Origin of the sequence: Paenibacillus sp. FSL H8-0315 (genome assembly GCF_038005365.1) — a bacterium.
Classification (GTDB): domain Bacteria; phylum Bacillota; class Bacilli; order Paenibacillales; family Paenibacillaceae; genus Paenibacillus_AQ; species Paenibacillus_AQ odorifer.
Window position 1 is genome coordinate 3,602,267 of the sequence record NZ_JBBOTA010000001.1, and the last position, 16,656, is coordinate 3,618,922.

The window sequence follows — 16,656 nt, forward strand, 5'->3', positions numbered from 1 at the left end:
ATGATTCTAAAAGATTGGCTATTGAAAAGTTCAAAATGGTGTGCTAATATTTCAATTGAAAACGTTACCGATAAGGATACCGAGAAGGATACCAAAAAAGAAGCTGGGGATTACTTAAGCAAATGAAAACGCTGACATGATTTTCGCTAACAGCATCGGAACGTCTTCATGCGAAGTAATCTAATAAAAAGTACGAGGGGGAAGAAGAATGAAGAATATCAAAAAATATTTAGGGCTCATGTTAGTAATGTCTATGGTTGTTGTCTTAGCGGCAGGATGTGGGAATAAAGAAAATAATTCTGCAACCAATGATGGAAACGCTACATCTGGTAAAAAAGGGTCAGTTTATTTCTTGAACTTCAAACCTGAGATTGCAGAAATATATGAAAAGATCGCTAAGGATTACGAAGCAGAAACAGGAGTTAAGGTAAAAGTCGTAACGGCTGCTGCGGGTACTTACGAAACTAAATTGAAATCCGAAATCTCCAAGTCTGAAGCGCCAACTATTTTCCAAATTAACGGACCTGTTGGTTTTCAATCCTGGAAAGATTACACCTTGGATTTGAAAGATACTAAGCTTTACAGCTATCTGTCTGACAAAAGCTTGGCTGTAACTGAAGGTGAAGGCGTGTATGGTATCCCTTACGTAGTTGAAGGATACGGCATCATCTACAACGACGCAATTATGAAAAAATACTTCGCTTTGGCTGATAAAGCGGTATCGATCTCCTCCACAACTGAGATCAATAACTTCGACACTTTGAAAGCAGTAGTAGAAGATATGACGGCTAAAAAAGACCAACTGGGCATTAAAGGTGTATTCGCCTCCACTTCCCTCGCTGCTGGTGAGCAATGGAGATGGCAGACTCACCTTGCAAACTTGCCGCTGTACTATGAATTCAAAGACAATACTGAGTTTGACAACACCGTTCTTGCGGGTCTAGCTTCTAAAGAAGTTGAATTCAAATACAACGATAAATTTAAAAACATCTTCGATCTGTACATCAAGAACTCTGTAACTAAAGAATCCTTGCTGGGTAGTAAATCCGTAGCTGACTCCATGGCTGAATTTGCACTTGGTAACGCAGCTATGGTTCAAAATGGTAACTGGGCTTGGTCACAAATCAACGATGTTGACGGTAACGTAGTTAAAGCTGAAGAAATTAAATTCTTGCCTATTTACACAGGTATGGAAGGCGAAGAAAAACAAGGTCTGGCTGTAGGTACAGAAAACTATTTCGCAATCAACAGCAAAGTATCTGCTGAGAACCAACAAGCTTCTATCGCTTTCTTGGAATGGTTGTTCTCCAGTGAAAAAGGTAAAGCTTATGTGACTAACGATCTAGGTTTCATCGCTCCATTCAACACCTTTGAAGACAGCGAAAAACCAGCAGATCCACTTGCTAAAGAAGTATCTGCTTGGATGGAAAAAGATCTTACTTCTGTAGCTTGGACATTCGCAGCATTCCCAAGTGAAGAATTCAAAAACGTCTTTGGTGATGCGCTCTTGCAATACGCTCAAGGAAACAAAACTTGGGATGAAGTTGTAACCATCTTCAAGGACACTTGGAAGGCTGAAAAAGCAAAATAATAAATGCATGAAAAGATGCTTGAATAACTCTCAGTTGTCATACAGATAAAAGCTTAGTGCCACTGGGCTCCCTCGGGATTCAGTGGCACTAAGCAACAATTGGAGTGGATCTTGCTACATCTGTTTCATCATTTTCCATACTGAGATAGGAGAAGACTCCATGGAAAAATCGATAAAAAAATATTTTGCTCTTTTTGCATTACCGACCATAATAGCCTTTGGAATTGCCTTTGTGATCCCTTTTCTTTTGGGTATATATTTGTCTTTTACAGAGTTTACTACAGTCAATGATGCAACATGGATAGGGTTTGGCAATTACGCTAAAGCTTTTTCGAATCAAGAGTTTCTAAATGCACTAGGTTTCACCGTTAAATTCACAGTTTTATCTGTTCTTACTATTAATGTGTTCGCCTTCATCTTGGCGATGTTGTTAACTAGAAAGCTAAAAGGTACCAACGTATTTAGAACGATCTTCTTTATGCCTAACTTGATAGGCGGTATCGTACTAGGATACATCTGGCAGTTGATTTTTAATGGGATTTTGTACAAATTTGGTGTCACTTTGACCTCTGATGCAACGTATGGATTTTGGGGACTAATCGTTCTTATGAATTGGCAATTGATAGGGTACATGATGATTATCTATGTTGCAGGTATTCAGAATGTTCCTAAAGATATAGTAGAAGCCGCAAGAATTGATGGAGCTTCACGTTCTAAGATTTTGCGTAATGTGACTATTCCACTCGTAATGCCGTCCATTACTATTTGTTTATTCTTAACCTTATCCAATTCATTTAAATTGTTTGACCAGAACTTAGCGTTAACCGCTGGTGCTCCGTCTAAGCAGACCTCCATGTTAGCACTGGACATCTACAATACATTCTACGGAAAATCAGGATGGGAAGGTGTCGGTCAAGCGAAAGCCGTCGTATTCTTTGCTTTAGTAGCCTTAATCGCCTTAATACAACTTGTCATTACTAGAAGAAAGGAGGTTGAGAACTAATGCAAAAGACTAGAGCAAAAGACTACTCTATATTCACCATTTTGTTGGTCTTGGCCATTGCGTTCTTATCTCCTATTTTTATTGTTCTGATGAACTCCTTCAAGGGTAAGTTCTATATTAGTGATACGCCGTTCTTATTCCCTAATGAGACTACATTTGTTGGTTTAAAGAACTATACTAGTGGTGTAACAAAGATTGATTTCTTCAGTGCCTTCGGAATGTCCTTGTTTATCACGGTATGCTCAGTGGCTGTGATCGTGTTATTTACTTCCATGACTGCATGGTACATTACCCGGGTGAAGTCCAAATTTACAGGCATGATGTATTATGCGTTTGTATTCTCGATGATCGTGCCTTTCCAAATGGTTATGTTCACAATGACTAAGACCGCAAACGTGCTGCATCTCGACAATCCGATAGGGATTATCTTAATCTATTTAGGGTTTGGATCAGGGCTGTCTGTGTTTATGTTTAGCGGATTTGTGAAGTCTATCCCGCTTGAGGTTGAAGAAGCGGTAATGATTGATGGCTGTAATCCACCTCAGGCCTTCTTTAAAGTGGTATTGCCTATCCTGAAACCTATTGCTGTAACTGTAGCTATCCTTAATGTAATGTGGGTATGGAACGACTTCCTATTGCCAGACCTGCTGATTGGTACAGAATATAAAACGATTCCTATTGCGATCCAGTACCTAAAAGGTGGATACGGATCGATTGACATGGGAGCTATGATGGCGATGCTGGTCTTAGCTATTGTGCCAATCATCATTTTCTACCTGACTTGTCAAAAGTACATCATCGAAGGTGTCGTTGCAGGTGCGGTTAAGGGTTAAGCTTGATCTACCTCGTTAAATAAATTAATATTCATGTAAGAAGCGAGTAGGGTGTTTTTCTTGATGGGTGACCATCAGGAATCCCCTGCTTTCTTATTTTGACTATGAAGTTGAATAAGGATTAAGGAGTTTGATAGATACTAACAAGTAAAGGATAGATAGAAATGGAGAGACTGACTATTATAGACATCGCCAAATTATGCGGTGTTGGCGTGACTACTGTATCAAGGGCTATTAACAATCATCCGGATATTAATGAAGAAACAAAAGCGATGGTTATGAGGGTTATCAAAGAAAATCATTATGTCCCGAACAACAGTGCAAGAAATTTAAAACGTTCTGATTCGAAAACGATTGCAGTATTGATTAAAGGGATATCCAATCCATTTTTTAGCCCGATGATCAAAGTGTTCGAAAAAGAGATCCAACGCAAGAAATACTCCTTCATCCTACAACGAGTTGATGAGAATCAAGATGAAATCGAAGTGGCGATTGAGCTGGAGAAAGAAAAACGGTTGAAGGGAATTGTCTTTTTAGGAGGTTTATTCTCACACTCTCAAGAGAAATTACAGCAATTAACGGTTCCATTTGTCCTTAGTACGATCGGAATGACGGAAGAGTTTGATTTGAGCGACTATTCTTCTGTATCTGTAGATGACTTTAATGAGAGCTATAAGATTGTCGACTATTTATGTAATCTGGGGCATGAGAAAATTGCGGTCATTACTGCACCAGAAGAAGATGTAAGTATCGGTAAGTTAAGATATGAAGGTTATAAAAGGGCTTTAGCTGATCATGGAATCGCTTATAATGAGCGGCTAGTGCGGCGGATGAAAGAGGATATCGACAGTTACAGTATGGAAAATGGGTATGCGGTTACAAAAGAATTGCTAGAGTTAGGTGAAGAGTTCACCGCTATTTTTACCTTATCAGATAGTATGGCTATCGGCGCCTGTAAGGCAATATTTGAAGCGGGCAAGCAAGTCCCGGAAGATTACTCTGTGGCTGGTTATGACGGATTGGATATTTCCTTCTATTATAATCCTTCTATTACTACCATCAAACAGCCGGTAGTGGAGATTGCGGAAGCTACGATTAAGATTCTTTTTGATCTCATCAATAAGAAGGTTAAGCATGCGCATCAGATTTTCCCGGCAGAATTAATAGTTAGAGAATCTACAAGGTCTTTATTGTAGTTTCAACAAGTGAGTATGTTTAAGTTTATTTACGAATCGGGGTGGGGAGATAGAACCGCAAGAGATTAAACCTAACGATATCAACAGCATCACACGGTTTCTCACCGCATTTGGTGATCCTACTCGGATTCGGATTGTTACGTTATTAGGGAATAAAGGTCGGCTGAATGTTGGGGAAATTGCAGGTGAATTCGAAATAAGCAGGCCAGCGATTTCACATCATCTCAAAATCCTACGGGATGCCCGCATTGTTGACCATAAAAAGAGAGGCCAGGAAGTCTATTACTGGCTGGCGCGTGAACGGCTAGCAACAAACTTTAGGGCGCTTGCTGATTTGGCAACGTCGTTTAATCATGGGGACTAAGCCATCTCAAGCGAATGGTTCAGTCCCATTTTAGGATAACCAGGCATTTACCATATCGGAGATGGGTTTATAGATAAATATCATCCATCCCAATGGGTTAGAGACCGAAATATGTAACGCATTAATAAGACTGAAGAAGGTTCCCAGCAACAGAAGAAATGAGAAAACCCACATCTCCTTGATTAATTTTTTCCTCCACATCAGGGGAACTTCAATGGCTGCTATAACGGCTACAACTATGAGAATCACTACTATACCCAATATTCACAACCTCCCAAACCATCTAGTTTCGAGATATTAAGTCTTTGCTCAGTGCTCTTCTGAACATTACTGCAATTTCGCTGTAATAAGTGTAATTTGGTTAACACTCGATACTCTTTCAATTTTAATAGTTGGGCACCTTGCGATGTTATACATGGTTTTGTGACTCCAATTTATCACTTCGTCTCTTCTAGGAAAGAGTTAGTCACTTTCCCTAACAGGCGAATCTTAATATCCATCTTTACGCTTATTGGAAGGTTAACAAAGGTCTCATCCCAATTGTTTCGCAGTTTCTTCCACGCCTGCGGGTTAGAACGATGGATGATTTCGCCGAATCCAAAAATATCGCTTTTGTATTCATTCTGTACCTTTTTAATAGTAGTTTCGAATAAATTCTGTACTTTTTTATTGGCGATTTGTTCTAATTCGGTGATAGTTTTTGTGTCTGTCAGTTCTAGATTTCTACACTGAACCTCTCCTATATCTGATTCTATATGTTGCTCAATACTGATTTCTGGTTTGTCACTATGGATGCTGCCTTTCATTTTGGAACGGGCTTCAAATACATCCAGCGAAACCTTTTTACCTTCGGGACATTGGATATAGAAAACAGTGCTCTCAACTTTATTGGTTAAATAGTTATACACTTTTGATTCCTCTGGATTTAGCCAACCAATCAATTTGTCCTCCTTGAATACGGCCAATCCGGAGTATTTCAATTCTGTTGGAGAGTCTACCGTTTCAACATTATTCGGAGTTTCTCCTACATCTACACTTCCATCGATGACAACACCTGTTAAGACAGGATTCTTACCTTTACTCACAAGTTCTGTAATTAGTGTTCCTAATGTCACAGTAGATGTAGGTGCCCAATTTTTCTCCGAGGTTTCCAGACTGGAAAACAATCGCACGGCAGGTATCTTTTCAAGACTGGTTAATATTTTTAATGCATCTTCTGCCTTCGCATCCTTTGCCACCACTATAAAATAATCATTTCGCGTATCGGTGTCTCTTGACATGAAATCAAGAACATCGCTAATTCCCTCTTTAGCCAAATCCTCGCCGAGGACTAGGATTCGTAAATGAGAGATATAAATTTTACGTGGACTAAGGGTTGTGATTTTCCTAAGGGCTTCATATACGGTATTTCCCGTCGCTTTGTAAAGGTTGACTGGTGCCTGAGGAGAGCCTCCCTTTGAGCCAGCGATTTGGCTGGGTAAGACCACTTGCGCAGAAACTTGATATTGATCTCCAATTTTATCGATACCTATTCCTACAGCAATCGCAAGATCATTTAATTCTCGGCGGCTCCAGCAACCTGTTACAAATATTTGCATGAGAATAAGAACACAAATCAGAAGCGATCTTCGTTTCATGGTTTAATCCTCCGTTAGATCTTTCGGTATTCATGACCCCCAGCCCATCTTTAGCTTCGAGATTTTAAGTCTTTGCTCAATGCCCTTCGAAACATCCCCACACCCAACAACACCAAGGGTAGAAATAACCCGAAGGTTATAACATAGTACACCCAATAATTATCGAATACTTTGTTGTAATAGGTGTAATTTGGCGCAATAAGAGGTGCTAGTGTAACCAAAATCAATCCTGTGGGTAGAGTTAGCACCCGGTACTCTTTTAGTTTGAATAATTGAGACAACCCCAGAACGAAAGCATAAAAGTATAAGGTAACTTCTATAAACAAGGTTAACATCCAAAGTAGAGCTATCATGGCTTCTACCCGTTCGAAGAATCCGCCAACGGAGATCCGCCGTGCTATGTTATAACTGGGATAGATATCTCTGGTTGTCAGATCGGGACCTAGTACTAATATGGAAACAGTGATGGTCAGGAAGATAATAATACCGCCTAAGAAACAGCCCTGTAGTAAGCCTTTGGTTATCTTTTGTTGTTGGTTTACATAAGGGAGAAACATTAGAAAAACAACCGGTTCTAAAAAGGTGTAAGCCGTAATGGAAATAGACCCTCTCAACACTGGTTTTATGCCATCCTCCAATATGGGCAGTAATCTGACAATCTCCATCTGAGGAATAATTGCGACCGTCAGAATCAGAAATAGGATAATAATCATAGGTGTAAAGATCTCTCCAGCTCGTCCTATGACTTCTATACCTAGTCTTGTAGCCATAATCACGATCACCATGAATAAGATTAAAACAGCCGGAATAGGGGTTCTCGGTAATATTTCGGATGTAACGAACTCACTAAGTTCTCGCATGCTTCCAACGGTGACGATAAGAAAATACATTAAGGTCAAGAGTGATAGAATAGCCCCAATCCATTTTCCAAAAGCCTTTTGAATCACCTCAATAAGCGTTAGTTTGGGGTACAACTTTGCGAACTTGCTGTACATATAGATGGCTAGTAAACCTACGATCATGCCAATTAATGCGGAAATCCAGGCGTTTTGTCTGGCGTAGTGTGTAGTGGAGGGAGGGATTACGAGAATGGAATCCCCGATCGTAAGGAACATAACCAGTATGGTAAGCTGGCGAGTACTTATTTTACCTTTTTCGAGCATGGCTTTATTCACTCCAATTTATCACTTCATAGGTCAAGGTTTCAGGGGCTATTCCTCCGTGAGATCTCCCGGTTTCTCCGGTGGTGAACTCTTTTCCCGAACGATATTTTTTTTATTGATAAGTCTAGGGCGGGTAAACATAGCCCAATGCGGCATTCGGAAAAAGGTGTCCTTTTGATCGGCGAGATTATAGGGAGCAAACGGGCTCAAATAAGGAATTCCAAAGGAACGTAAGCTGCACATGTGAAGAACTATCGCAATAACGCCGATAATGATCCCAAACAATCCAAAGGATGCAGCAAGGAACATCATTGGGAAACGGAGCATTCTGATGGTCAGGGCAAGATCGAAGGATGGCAGCACAAAGCTGGAGATAGCAGTAATAGCGACGACAATAAGCATGGCAGCAGAAACAATGCCGGCATCAACTGCCGCAGTCCCAATCACTAGGGTGCCTACAATGGATACAGATTGGGCTATGGTTTGAGGCATTCGTACACTCGCTTCTCGTATAATCTCAAAGGCAAGCTCCATTAAGAGTGCTTCAATAAATGCTGGAAGCGGCACGCCCTCCCGTTGTGCGGCTAGACTGATCAGCAGGGTTGTGGGCAGCATCTCCTGATGAAAGGTAGTAATAGCTACATACAAAGATGGGGCAAGTAGTGAAATGAAAATACTGAAGTATCGAAGCATTCGTACTAAGGTGCTAACATCGGCACGTTGATAATAATCTTCCGCCGTCTGCATGAAGGAAACAAATAAGGTAGGCACCGTCATTACTATAGGAGTCCCATCTACTAATATGGCTACTTTTCCTTCCATAAGAGCAGCTGCTATAACGTCAGGGCGTTCCGTATGATGGATCGTTGGAAATGGGGTATAGGTTTCATCCTCGATTAATTCTTCGATATAGCCACTTTCCAGGATCCCGTCAATGTCGATCCGATCTAAACGTGAGTGTACTTCTTGCAGAATCTCATCACTAACAATGCCATTGATATACATGAGGGCTACGTCTGTCTGTGTTACACGTCCAATTTGCTGTGTTTCTAACCAAAGATTGGGGTCTTTTATTTTCCGCCGGATTAATGCGGTATTCGTGCGTAAGCTTTCTGTGAAGGCTTCCTTAGGTCCACGAATCACCGTTTCAGTGGCACTTTCCGTTACGCCACGGTCTTTCCAGTCACGCATGCCTATGGTGAACCCTTTGGTATATCCATTAAGTAAGAGGATCACATCTCCGGATAATAGAGAGGTGAATAAAGAATTGAACTCCGTCGCATCTTTAATATCCCCTACAGTGAGCATGTGATCTTTTAATAATTGATAGTTGGCTGTTTGTGTATCAAGACTTGGATCTGGAAGTTCTAAGATTAGTGATTCCAGAATGAAATCCTGAATAGCTTTACTATCCGCCAATCCATCTGTATAGAAAATAGCTGCTTTGATCTGGTGTTTGGAACCAATAAAGAATTCTCTAATCACGAGATCTGTACTATTGCCGAGTGTTGTTTTTATATATTGAATATTATCTTGAAGTTTTTCTTTAATAGGTTCCTTGGGTAATTCTTTAGTGGGGTTAGGGTGCCCTAATGAAGGGTTCTTAAAAACTTTTGTTATTGTTCTGTTCAGAAATCCCATAGTTGTTATCCCTCTTCCGCTGGTGCTGTAAATATAGCTATTACCAGAATGAGGTGGGATTATTCTGAACCATGGATGGGTCAACGCATATCAAAAAAGCCGCAGAGAGATTCTCTGCAGCTAGCTAGAAGCGCTTAATTAAGACTTTAAGACGTCCAATCGTTATATAGATGCTTCTCCGTTAGGATGGACAACAACTGAATACCAACCTCATTATGGCCACCTTCAGGGATGATCAGGTCAGCGTATTTTTTGGATGGTTCGATAAAAGCTTCATGCATGGGTTTAACTGTACTCAAATATTGATGATGGATCGACTGGATGCTCCGTCCACGTTCTTCAATATCTCTAAGGACCCGGCGGAGAATGCGTACATCAGGATCGGCATCCACGAATACCTTGATGTCGAGCATTTCACGGAGATTCTCGTCAGAAAGGACGTGGAGTCCCTCGATGATTACAATATTGTTTGGCTTCAGTTCTACCGTCTCTGTAGTGGAGCGGGCATGGACTGTAAAGTCATACACGGGAGCGAATGCGGTCTGTTCTTCGCGCAGAGATTTAAGATGCTCAATGAGCAGCTCGTTATCGAAAGCGAAAGGATGATCGTAATTAATGGATTCACGTTCAGCAAAGCTGAGATGTGAGTGATCCTTATAGTAGTTATCTTGAGATATGAAAGTTACCTTTCCCGTTCCAAGACGGTCAATGACGGAGCGGGCTACGGTTGTTTTTCCCGAGCCGGTGCCGCCGGCGATACCAATAATGAGCATGTGATTCAATAACCCTCCCTAAGATTGCCGTTGCAATTCCAATATTGTAGCACAGCGCTCATGTTTTTTCACCTTAGATCGGGTAAAATTAAGATGGGATTTTTGGAAATTCGTCTATATTAGGGACAAGGCAAATCCGGAAGGGGTTATCCAACGAATGAACGGAAAAAAAACCGTACAAGAGGCTTTTAATGAAACGGCCTATCGAATCGCAGGGAATGGGAATAGAGATGTGCAAGTGTTGAAGGAAGCCTTGGCAGCCGTAGAGAACAGTAAGGCATCTGATATTTATGGAACGGGCGAAGTGATTGAAGATTTCCAGACGAAAATGGCGAATATCCTGGGCAAAGAAACCGCGGTTTTCTTTCCGAGCGGAACGATGGCGCAGCAAATCGCTTTAAGAATTTGGTGCGATGAAAAAGAGGTGAAAAAAGTAGCCTATCATCCCTTATGTCACTTGGAGATCCATGAGCAGGATGGCCTGAAGGAATTACATCATATTGAGCCTATCTTGCTTGCGGACAAGAACCGATTAATCACTTTGGAGGATGTGGCGAACCTAAAGGAGGATATCGCCTGTCTGTTGCTGGAATTACCCCAGCGCGAGATTGGTGGTCAGCTGCCAGAATACACGGAGCTTGAAGCTATTTCTGCTCATTGCCGTGCATGCGGCATTAAATTGCATTTGGATGGGGCGAGATTATTTGAGATCCTTCCGTATTACGGGAAGTCAGCAGCTGAAATCTCTGCACTCTTTGATAGTGTGTATATATCCTTTTATAAAGGAATTGGAGGAATCGCTGGGGCAATTCTTGCAGGCAGTGAAGATTTTACGAAGCAATCAAAGATATGGAAACGGCGGCATGGTGGAGACTTAATCAGCTTATATCCGTACATCATTTCTTCTGATTATTATTACCAGCAAAGAGAAGGCAACATGCAGCAGTATTATGAAGGTGCAAAGGAGCTTGCTGCTTGGGTTAATCAATGTCACGACGTAACCACTCTGCCCGCTCAACCTGTCTCCAATATGTTTCACATGCATTTTCAAATGTCTAAGGAACAAATTGAACCGATTCTGTCAGCGGTGTATGAGGCGACAGGAATCGGTTTAAGCGCGGGTATAAGAGCTACCGGGGAACATACTTCTTATTGTGAGATCAGCATTGGAGACAAGTATGCCGACATCCCAAAAGAAAAGCTTAAAGAGTTTTTTCTGCTGCTCGATAAGCTAATGAGCGAATCATCTGCCGAGTAGCGTGCGGAGTAAGGAGATTCGTAATAGTTGTTTTTTAATAAGCTTCATGCGAAACTCATTTTTTAATTGATTGTAGATCAGCGGGCAATGGTTAAGCGCCCAATGGTACATGAATTTAAAGTCTGTAGCGTCTTTTGCAGAATTTAATAAATAGTATGAGATCGTATCGTAAGCATTGTGGTTGAACCATTCCGTCATTTCCTGTGCGTTATATCCATATTTCTGCACGGCCATATTCTTAATGAGTTTCTTTTCTTCCAGATTCTCAATTAAAAATCCTTGGCTCAGATTAAAGGTGATATTGTTCCCGTGTATTCTGTACACGCCAGCAATCACATCAATGAAGCCCGCATCACCTATCAGCAGGGAACGCAAATAGATGGAAGCATCGTTGACCATATTCATATCTAGGATATCCATAGCCATTAAGGCCTCTCGTTTAAAGACAGTAGTTAAAGTAGAGGCGGGTTTTGGATATCCTTTTTTCTCGAAATTCATGAAATAATCGCGTTTCTTAATAATGCTGCTAAGCTGCAGATTGGAGATTTTTAGTTGTTTGGCTTTGGAATACTCCAGAAACACATTCGCAGCTACAAATGATATTTCGGGATGAAGGAGATGGAAGCGGACAGCTTTACTAAAATAATTCATGTCGATCAGATAATCATCATCATCGAGAAAAAGAACATATTCCCCATCACCATGTGCAGCGAAAGCTTTTCGGCGATTATTTCCAGGTCCGCTATTGGTAGCATTGCGCATGTAAATGACCCGTGGCTCCGCCCCAAAGTGTTGCTGCATTAACTCTTCCGTGCCATCTGTAGAACAATCATCAATCACTGTAATCTCTTTATTGGGATAGTCCTGCATTAAGATACTTTGGATCGCTTGGTATAGGAATGCTTTTCTATTATAAGTGGTGATAATGACACTGATCTTGGGAGAATCGGATAAGGATTGGACTGCTGGGTAGGAAATTTCCGTATCCGAAATACGGCTTTCGATTTTAACCAACCCCTGAATTAAACCATCGATATCGCTGGCAACAATACTGAATTGTTCAGACAGGTAGAATTTCAAGGTATCCTCTGAAGCCCTCCCAGTCAGATAGGCATGAATAACCTCAGATAAGGTTTCCAGATAAGTTTTGATTTGTACATTTTGTTCTTGATCTATGATCTGGCGGCATCTTTGCAATAGTTCTGTATCCTCTATTTGGATGGCGGGTGAATGGTTTATTTCATCATTTAGGTCATTTAGAAAGACGTAACAGGCTTGCTGCAAAACCTCGCTATGATCCATTTCCAGTCCTCCTGTTGTGTTATTTGGATAAACCACTTACCTCAGGCTGAGCGTTAATTTTATTTTTGAGTTTGTATCGATACTTTTTGAGATGTTCCCATGTATAGAGGAAGACTTCCCGTTCCATTAAAGAGCCGATTACAAAATATACAGGCAAGATCACTAGTCCTAGAAGTACACCCCAGATCATAAGCCCCAGATAGGAATGGATCGGGATGTCGATGGCAGTCGTGATGAGAATAATGCCTACAAAAACTACTGCATTCGTAAGCCATCTTCTAAAAGTGACCCATGGACTGCGGTCCAGCAAATGTTTGCTGGCATAAATCACAATATCTATGGAGCGGTATAGGAGGGCAACTATCGTTCCCATCAGTACACCGTAAATTCCCATGAAGATTACGAAGACCACAGAAGCCACCAGATTTATGGCGGATTCCAGAATGGAACGGTTTTGTGTTTTTTTGAAATGTCCAGCGATGGTAATCACATTATTGGAAGACGTTCTGGCATTGGTTAATAGTTTGATGACTACGAACAAGACCGGCAGCCACATATCAATGTAATTCACGTCGTTTACCCCAGCGGTATACAATTTCATAAAGGGTAAAATCAAAATATAAGCCACCGTTAGAATCGAGAAGATAAGCCCCATAAAATACACTTCGTAAGCATCATAAAATTTAATAAATGCTTCTTTACTCTCATGGTAGCTTTGCCCGAGGGCAGCCTTCACACTTCCGTTTATGGTCTGGACGATATTATCCACGATCGTAAAAATCATATTGTACATAACATAGATACTGACGATTTTTAGATTCGTAAAGATGGTTAATATAAGTACGTCCGTATTTCTAAACACCAAATAGGAGATTTCATGGACTAATACGGAATTCTTTTGACCAATGGCTTCATAGTCTGGTTTGAGATTCAGGTTGATCCACTTGTAATTCTTATTCATATAAATATAGAAAGCGATGATTTGAAGTAAAGTTAAGATAAAATAGGAAGCTTGAACCGCAATAATGTCCACACCTTGCAGTAATAACAGAATCCGGATCAGGCTGTTCATAATATTAGCTACAGTAACAATAGAAGTCTCTACATAGCTTTTTCCCTCCGCAGCGAGCAGGACCTTGAATTTCCCCTGAAAATAATAATTGATTGCTCCGCCCATCCCCGTAAGCAAAATAATGACCATAATCGATAATTTATCGATCTCAGATGAGATCACTAGCGGGTACACGATGGCGAGTAGCAGTACGGCAAAGAAATAGTAAATACCTGTTTTTTTATAATAGCTGGAGGTGGCAGCCAGAATAGAGTTGATATTGTTTTTATTATCCGAAGCTACCGGCTTGTAAAGTGCTTGGATCGAGGCCGCCCCAACACCTGCTTCCAGCAGCGCCAAATAACTAATAATCTGCACAATCGAAGCGATCAGCCCATTGGCCTCAGAGCCATAGTTGACCATTATCAGTCTGGGTATAAAAAAACCGAGGATGATCGTGATGAGTTGACTTCCCAGTCCAAAGGATAAGTTAAGAATGCTCCGCTTGGCTTTCATAACGAATCCCCCTTTCGTAAAGCGGTAAATACGTATCTAGATGCTCGAAATGTCTTTCGGCTTGTTTTGCTTGCAGTGTGACATCCATAGAGCAGGTGATCATACTTTCAAAAATCTGTTCAGGCTGGACCTGTTCCAGCGTGTTGAAATCGGCATACAGACCTGTGAATCCAACATCTTCCATTACATTGACCATTTTTTTGCTGTAGGCTACAGGGAATACCGGTTTATTAAATACCCAGCCCAGAATCATTGCATGGAATCTTGAAGCCACAATAGAACTGGCATTAGCTAACACGGACAACACTTCTTCCATGTTCGTTTTATATAAATGCACTTGAATAGCATCGTTGTAGGAGGGACCGATAAGGCGCTGAATCTCTTCAATCGCCAGTTGATCGCCTTCGTGTTCGCAAAATGACATGAAATGAACCGCGTAACCTTTTTCAATGAAATAAATTGCGAGTTCTTTCATTTTTTCATAATAGAGGTTGTCAAAACCGTTCAGACCTTTCGCTGAAGGTTTAATAACGGATAAGACGATGTAATCCTCCGGTTCGTTTGGAATATCTGGCGGGTCTAGCTGAAAAATAATATCTGGGGCTAAGCGGACATTATCCAGATCCTTAAATAAATCATAAGAGTACTGTTCTCTGAAACATATATCTGTATAATCCTTGAAAATCCGCTTGTGCTCATCATAGTATTCTTGATTTGTAAAAGGGCCAAAATTAGATCCTAACAGATAGTAAGGCTTATTTTGATTACGAATGACTTCTGCATTCTTGAAATGCTCTGCCCAGTGGTCTGCTTCCATGAAAATCGAGCCGCCGATATGAACGACGCCATCTGAGTGATCTGCCAGATATTTGTGAGCTACATTATGTATCTTTAGCTTCCTGCAAATATAGCCAATGCCTCTTAGAAGAAGGGAATCGGAAGGATACACTTTGAGGTTAGGGAGCTCTTTGAAACATTGTTTATAGAGGCGTGGTGCGCAAATTCTGAATTTGGTATCCGGATATCTTTCGCACAGCACCTTAATGAATAGATCATCGCCCAGATTAAATTCGGTATAGGCGTATATCAGCATCTTTTTCATATTCTAGATTCCTTTCGGGTTCCGTTCCCTTTAAGTAGGTTGCGCTTGAACCGGGATAAGCCTCTCTCCACAGAGATGAATCTGTGATATAGAAGCGGGGAGATTAAAAATGTTCTGATATAAAGGGTTAATCTGCGATTATCTCCTCTATAACGTCTTATGAGTTCATCCATTTCTTGATTGAGCTTGGGATAGGTATGGTTGATGTCACGAAGTAATTCCTGAATGCTTACCCCTTCCGTACCATTTAGACAGGTTTTGAGGTTGAAAAAGTAGTTCTCGATCAGCTCCCGGTTCATTAACAAAGGTGAGATCGTATCTAGTTCAGCAAAGGGATAGGTTTTGAAATATTCATCCACTCTTTTGAAAGCATCCACTACATCGAATTTATTCACGTTATAGCTGTTGGAGATGGAGGAGTTTCTCTGTAAATAAAATGATAGTATATCCGGGATTGAGATGACTCTGGCCGCTCTGGACAAGGCTTTGTAGATGAACTCTTGATCCTCTCCATTCACACAGCGTTCTGTATAACCTAACCCGTGGAGAAGTAAGAATTCTCGCTTATAAGCGATACTCCCTGTCCATATTCGCAAGCTTTTGTACACGAAAATCCGCGCCAGTGCTTCGCTTCCCGTCACGTCGCTGAAATCAGAGGTACAGCTTAATAGAGTTTCTCTGCCTTCTGAGACATGATTATAACCCCAGCAAATAATCTCGGGTTGTTCATCTTGAGTATAAGAATGAATGGTTGAGACCAAGTCTGCGGAGACATAATCATCTCCATCGACAAAAAGAACATAATTACCTGTGGCTTCAGCTAATCCCCTATTTCTAGCCGCGCTTACTCCATGATTCTCCGTTCGAATGACTTTACAGAAAAGGGCGGGATTACGCGAAAGAATCTTTTCTATAACGTTGTAAGTGTTATCCGTAGAACCATCATCTACGATGATGACTTCGAAATGCGGATCGCTTTGGTCAAGCAGTGAATTAAACATAGGGGTTATATACTGCTCTATATTGTATACCGGGATCACAAGGCTTAGATTCATGGGCTCGCTCCTTTCCTGTGGAAAACTGGATGATAAGCTATCTTAAGCTTACCCCTCGTATGAAAAGATTGTATATACTACTTTAGTTTACTTATTGCTGGCTCTACTCGTTGTAGCATCATGTGAATAATAGTTATTACAATATGTAAAATGAAAATATTATGGTTTGGT

General features: G+C 40.9%; 15 protein-coding genes. 6 read left to right on the forward strand and 9 right to left on the reverse strand.

Annotated elements, in window-relative coordinates; translation table 11 throughout:
- Positions 1-208 precede the first annotated feature (208 nt).
- From MHB56_RS15730 to MHB56_RS29865, 5 genes are all read left to right on the forward strand, one after another.
- On the forward strand, positions 209-1,591 hold the full coding sequence (locus MHB56_RS15730) for an ABC transporter substrate-binding protein (protein ID WP_076186229.1): 1,383 nt from the start codon (positions 209-211) through the stop codon (positions 1,589-1,591).
- A 160-nt stretch (positions 1,592-1,751) separates the two neighbouring features.
- Complete coding sequence (locus MHB56_RS15735) at positions 1,752-2,594, forward strand: carbohydrate ABC transporter permease (protein WP_036687240.1); 843 nt, start codon at positions 1,752-1,754, stop codon at positions 2,592-2,594.
- Positions 2,594-3,427 (forward strand): carbohydrate ABC transporter permease, encoded by an 834-nt coding sequence (locus tag MHB56_RS15740; protein WP_076192570.1) that lies wholly within the window; start codon positions 2,594-2,596, stop codon positions 3,425-3,427. Before MHB56_RS15735 ends, MHB56_RS15740 begins: the two co-directional genes overlap by 1 nt.
- Positions 3,428-3,591: 164 nt before the next feature.
- Positions 3,592-4,623, forward strand: coding sequence for a LacI family DNA-binding transcriptional regulator (locus MHB56_RS15745; RefSeq protein ID WP_076126967.1), 1,032 nt, complete (start codon positions 3,592-3,594; stop codon positions 4,621-4,623).
- An 88-nt stretch (positions 4,624-4,711) separates the two neighbouring features.
- Positions 4,712-4,987: an ArsR/SmtB family transcription factor gene (locus tag MHB56_RS29865; RefSeq protein ID WP_367946839.1), complete on the forward strand. Its 276-nt coding sequence runs from the start codon at positions 4,712-4,714 to the stop codon at positions 4,985-4,987.
- A 30-nt stretch (positions 4,988-5,017) separates the two neighbouring features.
- Here the strand turns inward: MHB56_RS29865 and MHB56_RS15750 are convergent, their stop codons facing one another.
- The 5 genes from MHB56_RS15750 to udk form a co-directional block, all read right to left on the reverse strand.
- A complete protein-coding gene (locus MHB56_RS15750) occupies positions 5,018-5,248 on the reverse strand; it encodes a hypothetical protein (RefSeq protein WP_256717203.1) in 231 nt (76 codons plus the stop codon).
- A gap of 176 nt (positions 5,249-5,424) precedes the next feature.
- Entirely contained in the window at positions 5,425-6,624 is a 1,200-nt protein-coding gene (locus tag MHB56_RS15755) for a Ger(x)C family spore germination protein (RefSeq protein WP_280753365.1), read from the reverse strand.
- 50 nt (positions 6,625-6,674) lie between these two features.
- Complete coding sequence (locus tag MHB56_RS15760; RefSeq protein WP_341143735.1) at positions 6,675-7,787, reverse strand: GerAB/ArcD/ProY family transporter; 1,113 nt, start codon at positions 7,785-7,787, stop codon at positions 6,675-6,677.
- Between the two features lie 48 nt (positions 7,788-7,835).
- Positions 7,836-9,428: a spore germination protein gene (locus MHB56_RS15765; protein ID WP_076126974.1), complete on the reverse strand. Its 1,593-nt coding sequence runs from the start codon at positions 9,426-9,428 to the stop codon at positions 7,836-7,838.
- A 146-nt stretch (positions 9,429-9,574) separates the two neighbouring features.
- Positions 9,575-10,201, reverse strand: coding sequence for a uridine kinase (gene udk, locus MHB56_RS15770; protein WP_036687251.1), 627 nt, complete (start codon positions 10,199-10,201; stop codon positions 9,575-9,577).
- Positions 10,202-10,358: 157 nt separating this feature from the next.
- Between udk and MHB56_RS15775 the strand changes: the two genes are divergently transcribed.
- Entirely contained in the window at positions 10,359-11,459 is a 1,101-nt protein-coding gene (locus MHB56_RS15775; RefSeq protein WP_076305119.1) for a threonine aldolase family protein, read from the forward strand.
- Here MHB56_RS15775 and MHB56_RS15780 read toward each other — a convergent pair.
- The 4 genes from MHB56_RS15780 to MHB56_RS15795 are packed head-to-tail and all read right to left on the reverse strand — an operon-like array spanning position 11,445 to position 16,485.
- Positions 11,445-12,761, reverse strand: a complete 1,317-nt coding sequence (locus tag MHB56_RS15780; protein WP_340394832.1) for a glycosyltransferase family 2 protein — start codon at positions 12,759-12,761, stop codon at positions 11,445-11,447. The two genes, MHB56_RS15775 and MHB56_RS15780, sit on opposite strands and share 15 nt — an antisense overlap.
- A gap of 19 nt (positions 12,762-12,780) precedes the next feature.
- On the reverse strand, positions 12,781-14,328 hold the full coding sequence (locus MHB56_RS15785; protein WP_076126979.1) for a sugar isomerase: 1,548 nt from the start codon (positions 14,326-14,328) through the stop codon (positions 12,781-12,783).
- Positions 14,303-15,430, reverse strand: a complete 1,128-nt coding sequence (locus MHB56_RS15790; RefSeq protein WP_341143736.1) for a polysaccharide pyruvyl transferase family protein — start codon at positions 15,428-15,430, stop codon at positions 14,303-14,305. Before MHB56_RS15790 ends, MHB56_RS15785 begins: the two co-directional genes overlap by 26 nt.
- Positions 15,427-16,485 (reverse strand): glycosyltransferase family 2 protein, encoded by a 1,059-nt coding sequence (locus MHB56_RS15795; protein WP_339245773.1) that lies wholly within the window; start codon positions 16,483-16,485, stop codon positions 15,427-15,429. The genes MHB56_RS15790 and MHB56_RS15795 overlap by 4 nt, the downstream gene beginning before the upstream one ends.
- Positions 16,486-16,656: the final 171 nt, after the last annotated feature.

Excerpts from the sequence above, each read along its gene's own strand:
- MHB56_RS15765 (WP_076126974.1), bottom strand. The coding sequence starts at position 9,428 with ATGGGATTTCTGAACAGAACAATAACAAAAGTTTTTAAGAACCCTTCA.
- MHB56_RS15745 (WP_076126967.1), top strand. The coding sequence starts at position 3,592 with ATGGAGAGACTGACTATTATAGACATCGCCAAATTATGCGGTGTTGGC.
- MHB56_RS15790 (WP_341143736.1), bottom strand. The coding sequence starts at position 15,430 with ATGAAAAAGATGCTGATATACGCCTATACCGAATTTAATCTGGGCGAT.
- MHB56_RS15785 (WP_076126979.1), bottom strand. The coding sequence starts at position 14,328 with ATGAAAGCCAAGCGGAGCATTCTTAACTTATCCTTTGGACTGGGAAGT.
- MHB56_RS15760 (WP_341143735.1), bottom strand. The coding sequence starts at position 7,787 with ATGCTCGAAAAAGGTAAAATAAGTACTCGCCAGCTTACCATACTGGTT.
- MHB56_RS15740 (WP_076192570.1), top strand. The coding sequence starts at position 2,594 with ATGCAAAAGACTAGAGCAAAAGACTACTCTATATTCACCATTTTGTTG.
- udk (WP_036687251.1), bottom strand. The coding sequence starts at position 10,201 with ATGCTCATTATTGGTATCGCCGGCGGCACCGGCTCGGGAAAAACAACC.
- MHB56_RS15730 (WP_076186229.1), top strand. The coding sequence starts at position 209 with ATGAAGAATATCAAAAAATATTTAGGGCTCATGTTAGTAATGTCTATG.
- MHB56_RS15780 (WP_340394832.1), bottom strand. The coding sequence starts at position 12,761 with ATGGATCATAGCGAGGTTTTGCAGCAAGCCTGTTACGTCTTTCTAAAT.
- MHB56_RS15795 (WP_339245773.1), bottom strand. The coding sequence starts at position 16,485 with ATGAATCTAAGCCTTGTGATCCCGGTATACAATATAGAGCAGTATATA.
- MHB56_RS15735 (WP_036687240.1), top strand. The coding sequence starts at position 1,752 with ATGGAAAAATCGATAAAAAAATATTTTGCTCTTTTTGCATTACCGACC.
- MHB56_RS15755 (WP_280753365.1), bottom strand. The coding sequence starts at position 6,624 with ATGAAACGAAGATCGCTTCTGATTTGTGTTCTTATTCTCATGCAAATA.
- MHB56_RS15775 (WP_076305119.1), top strand. The coding sequence starts at position 10,359 with ATGAACGGAAAAAAAACCGTACAAGAGGCTTTTAATGAAACGGCCTAT.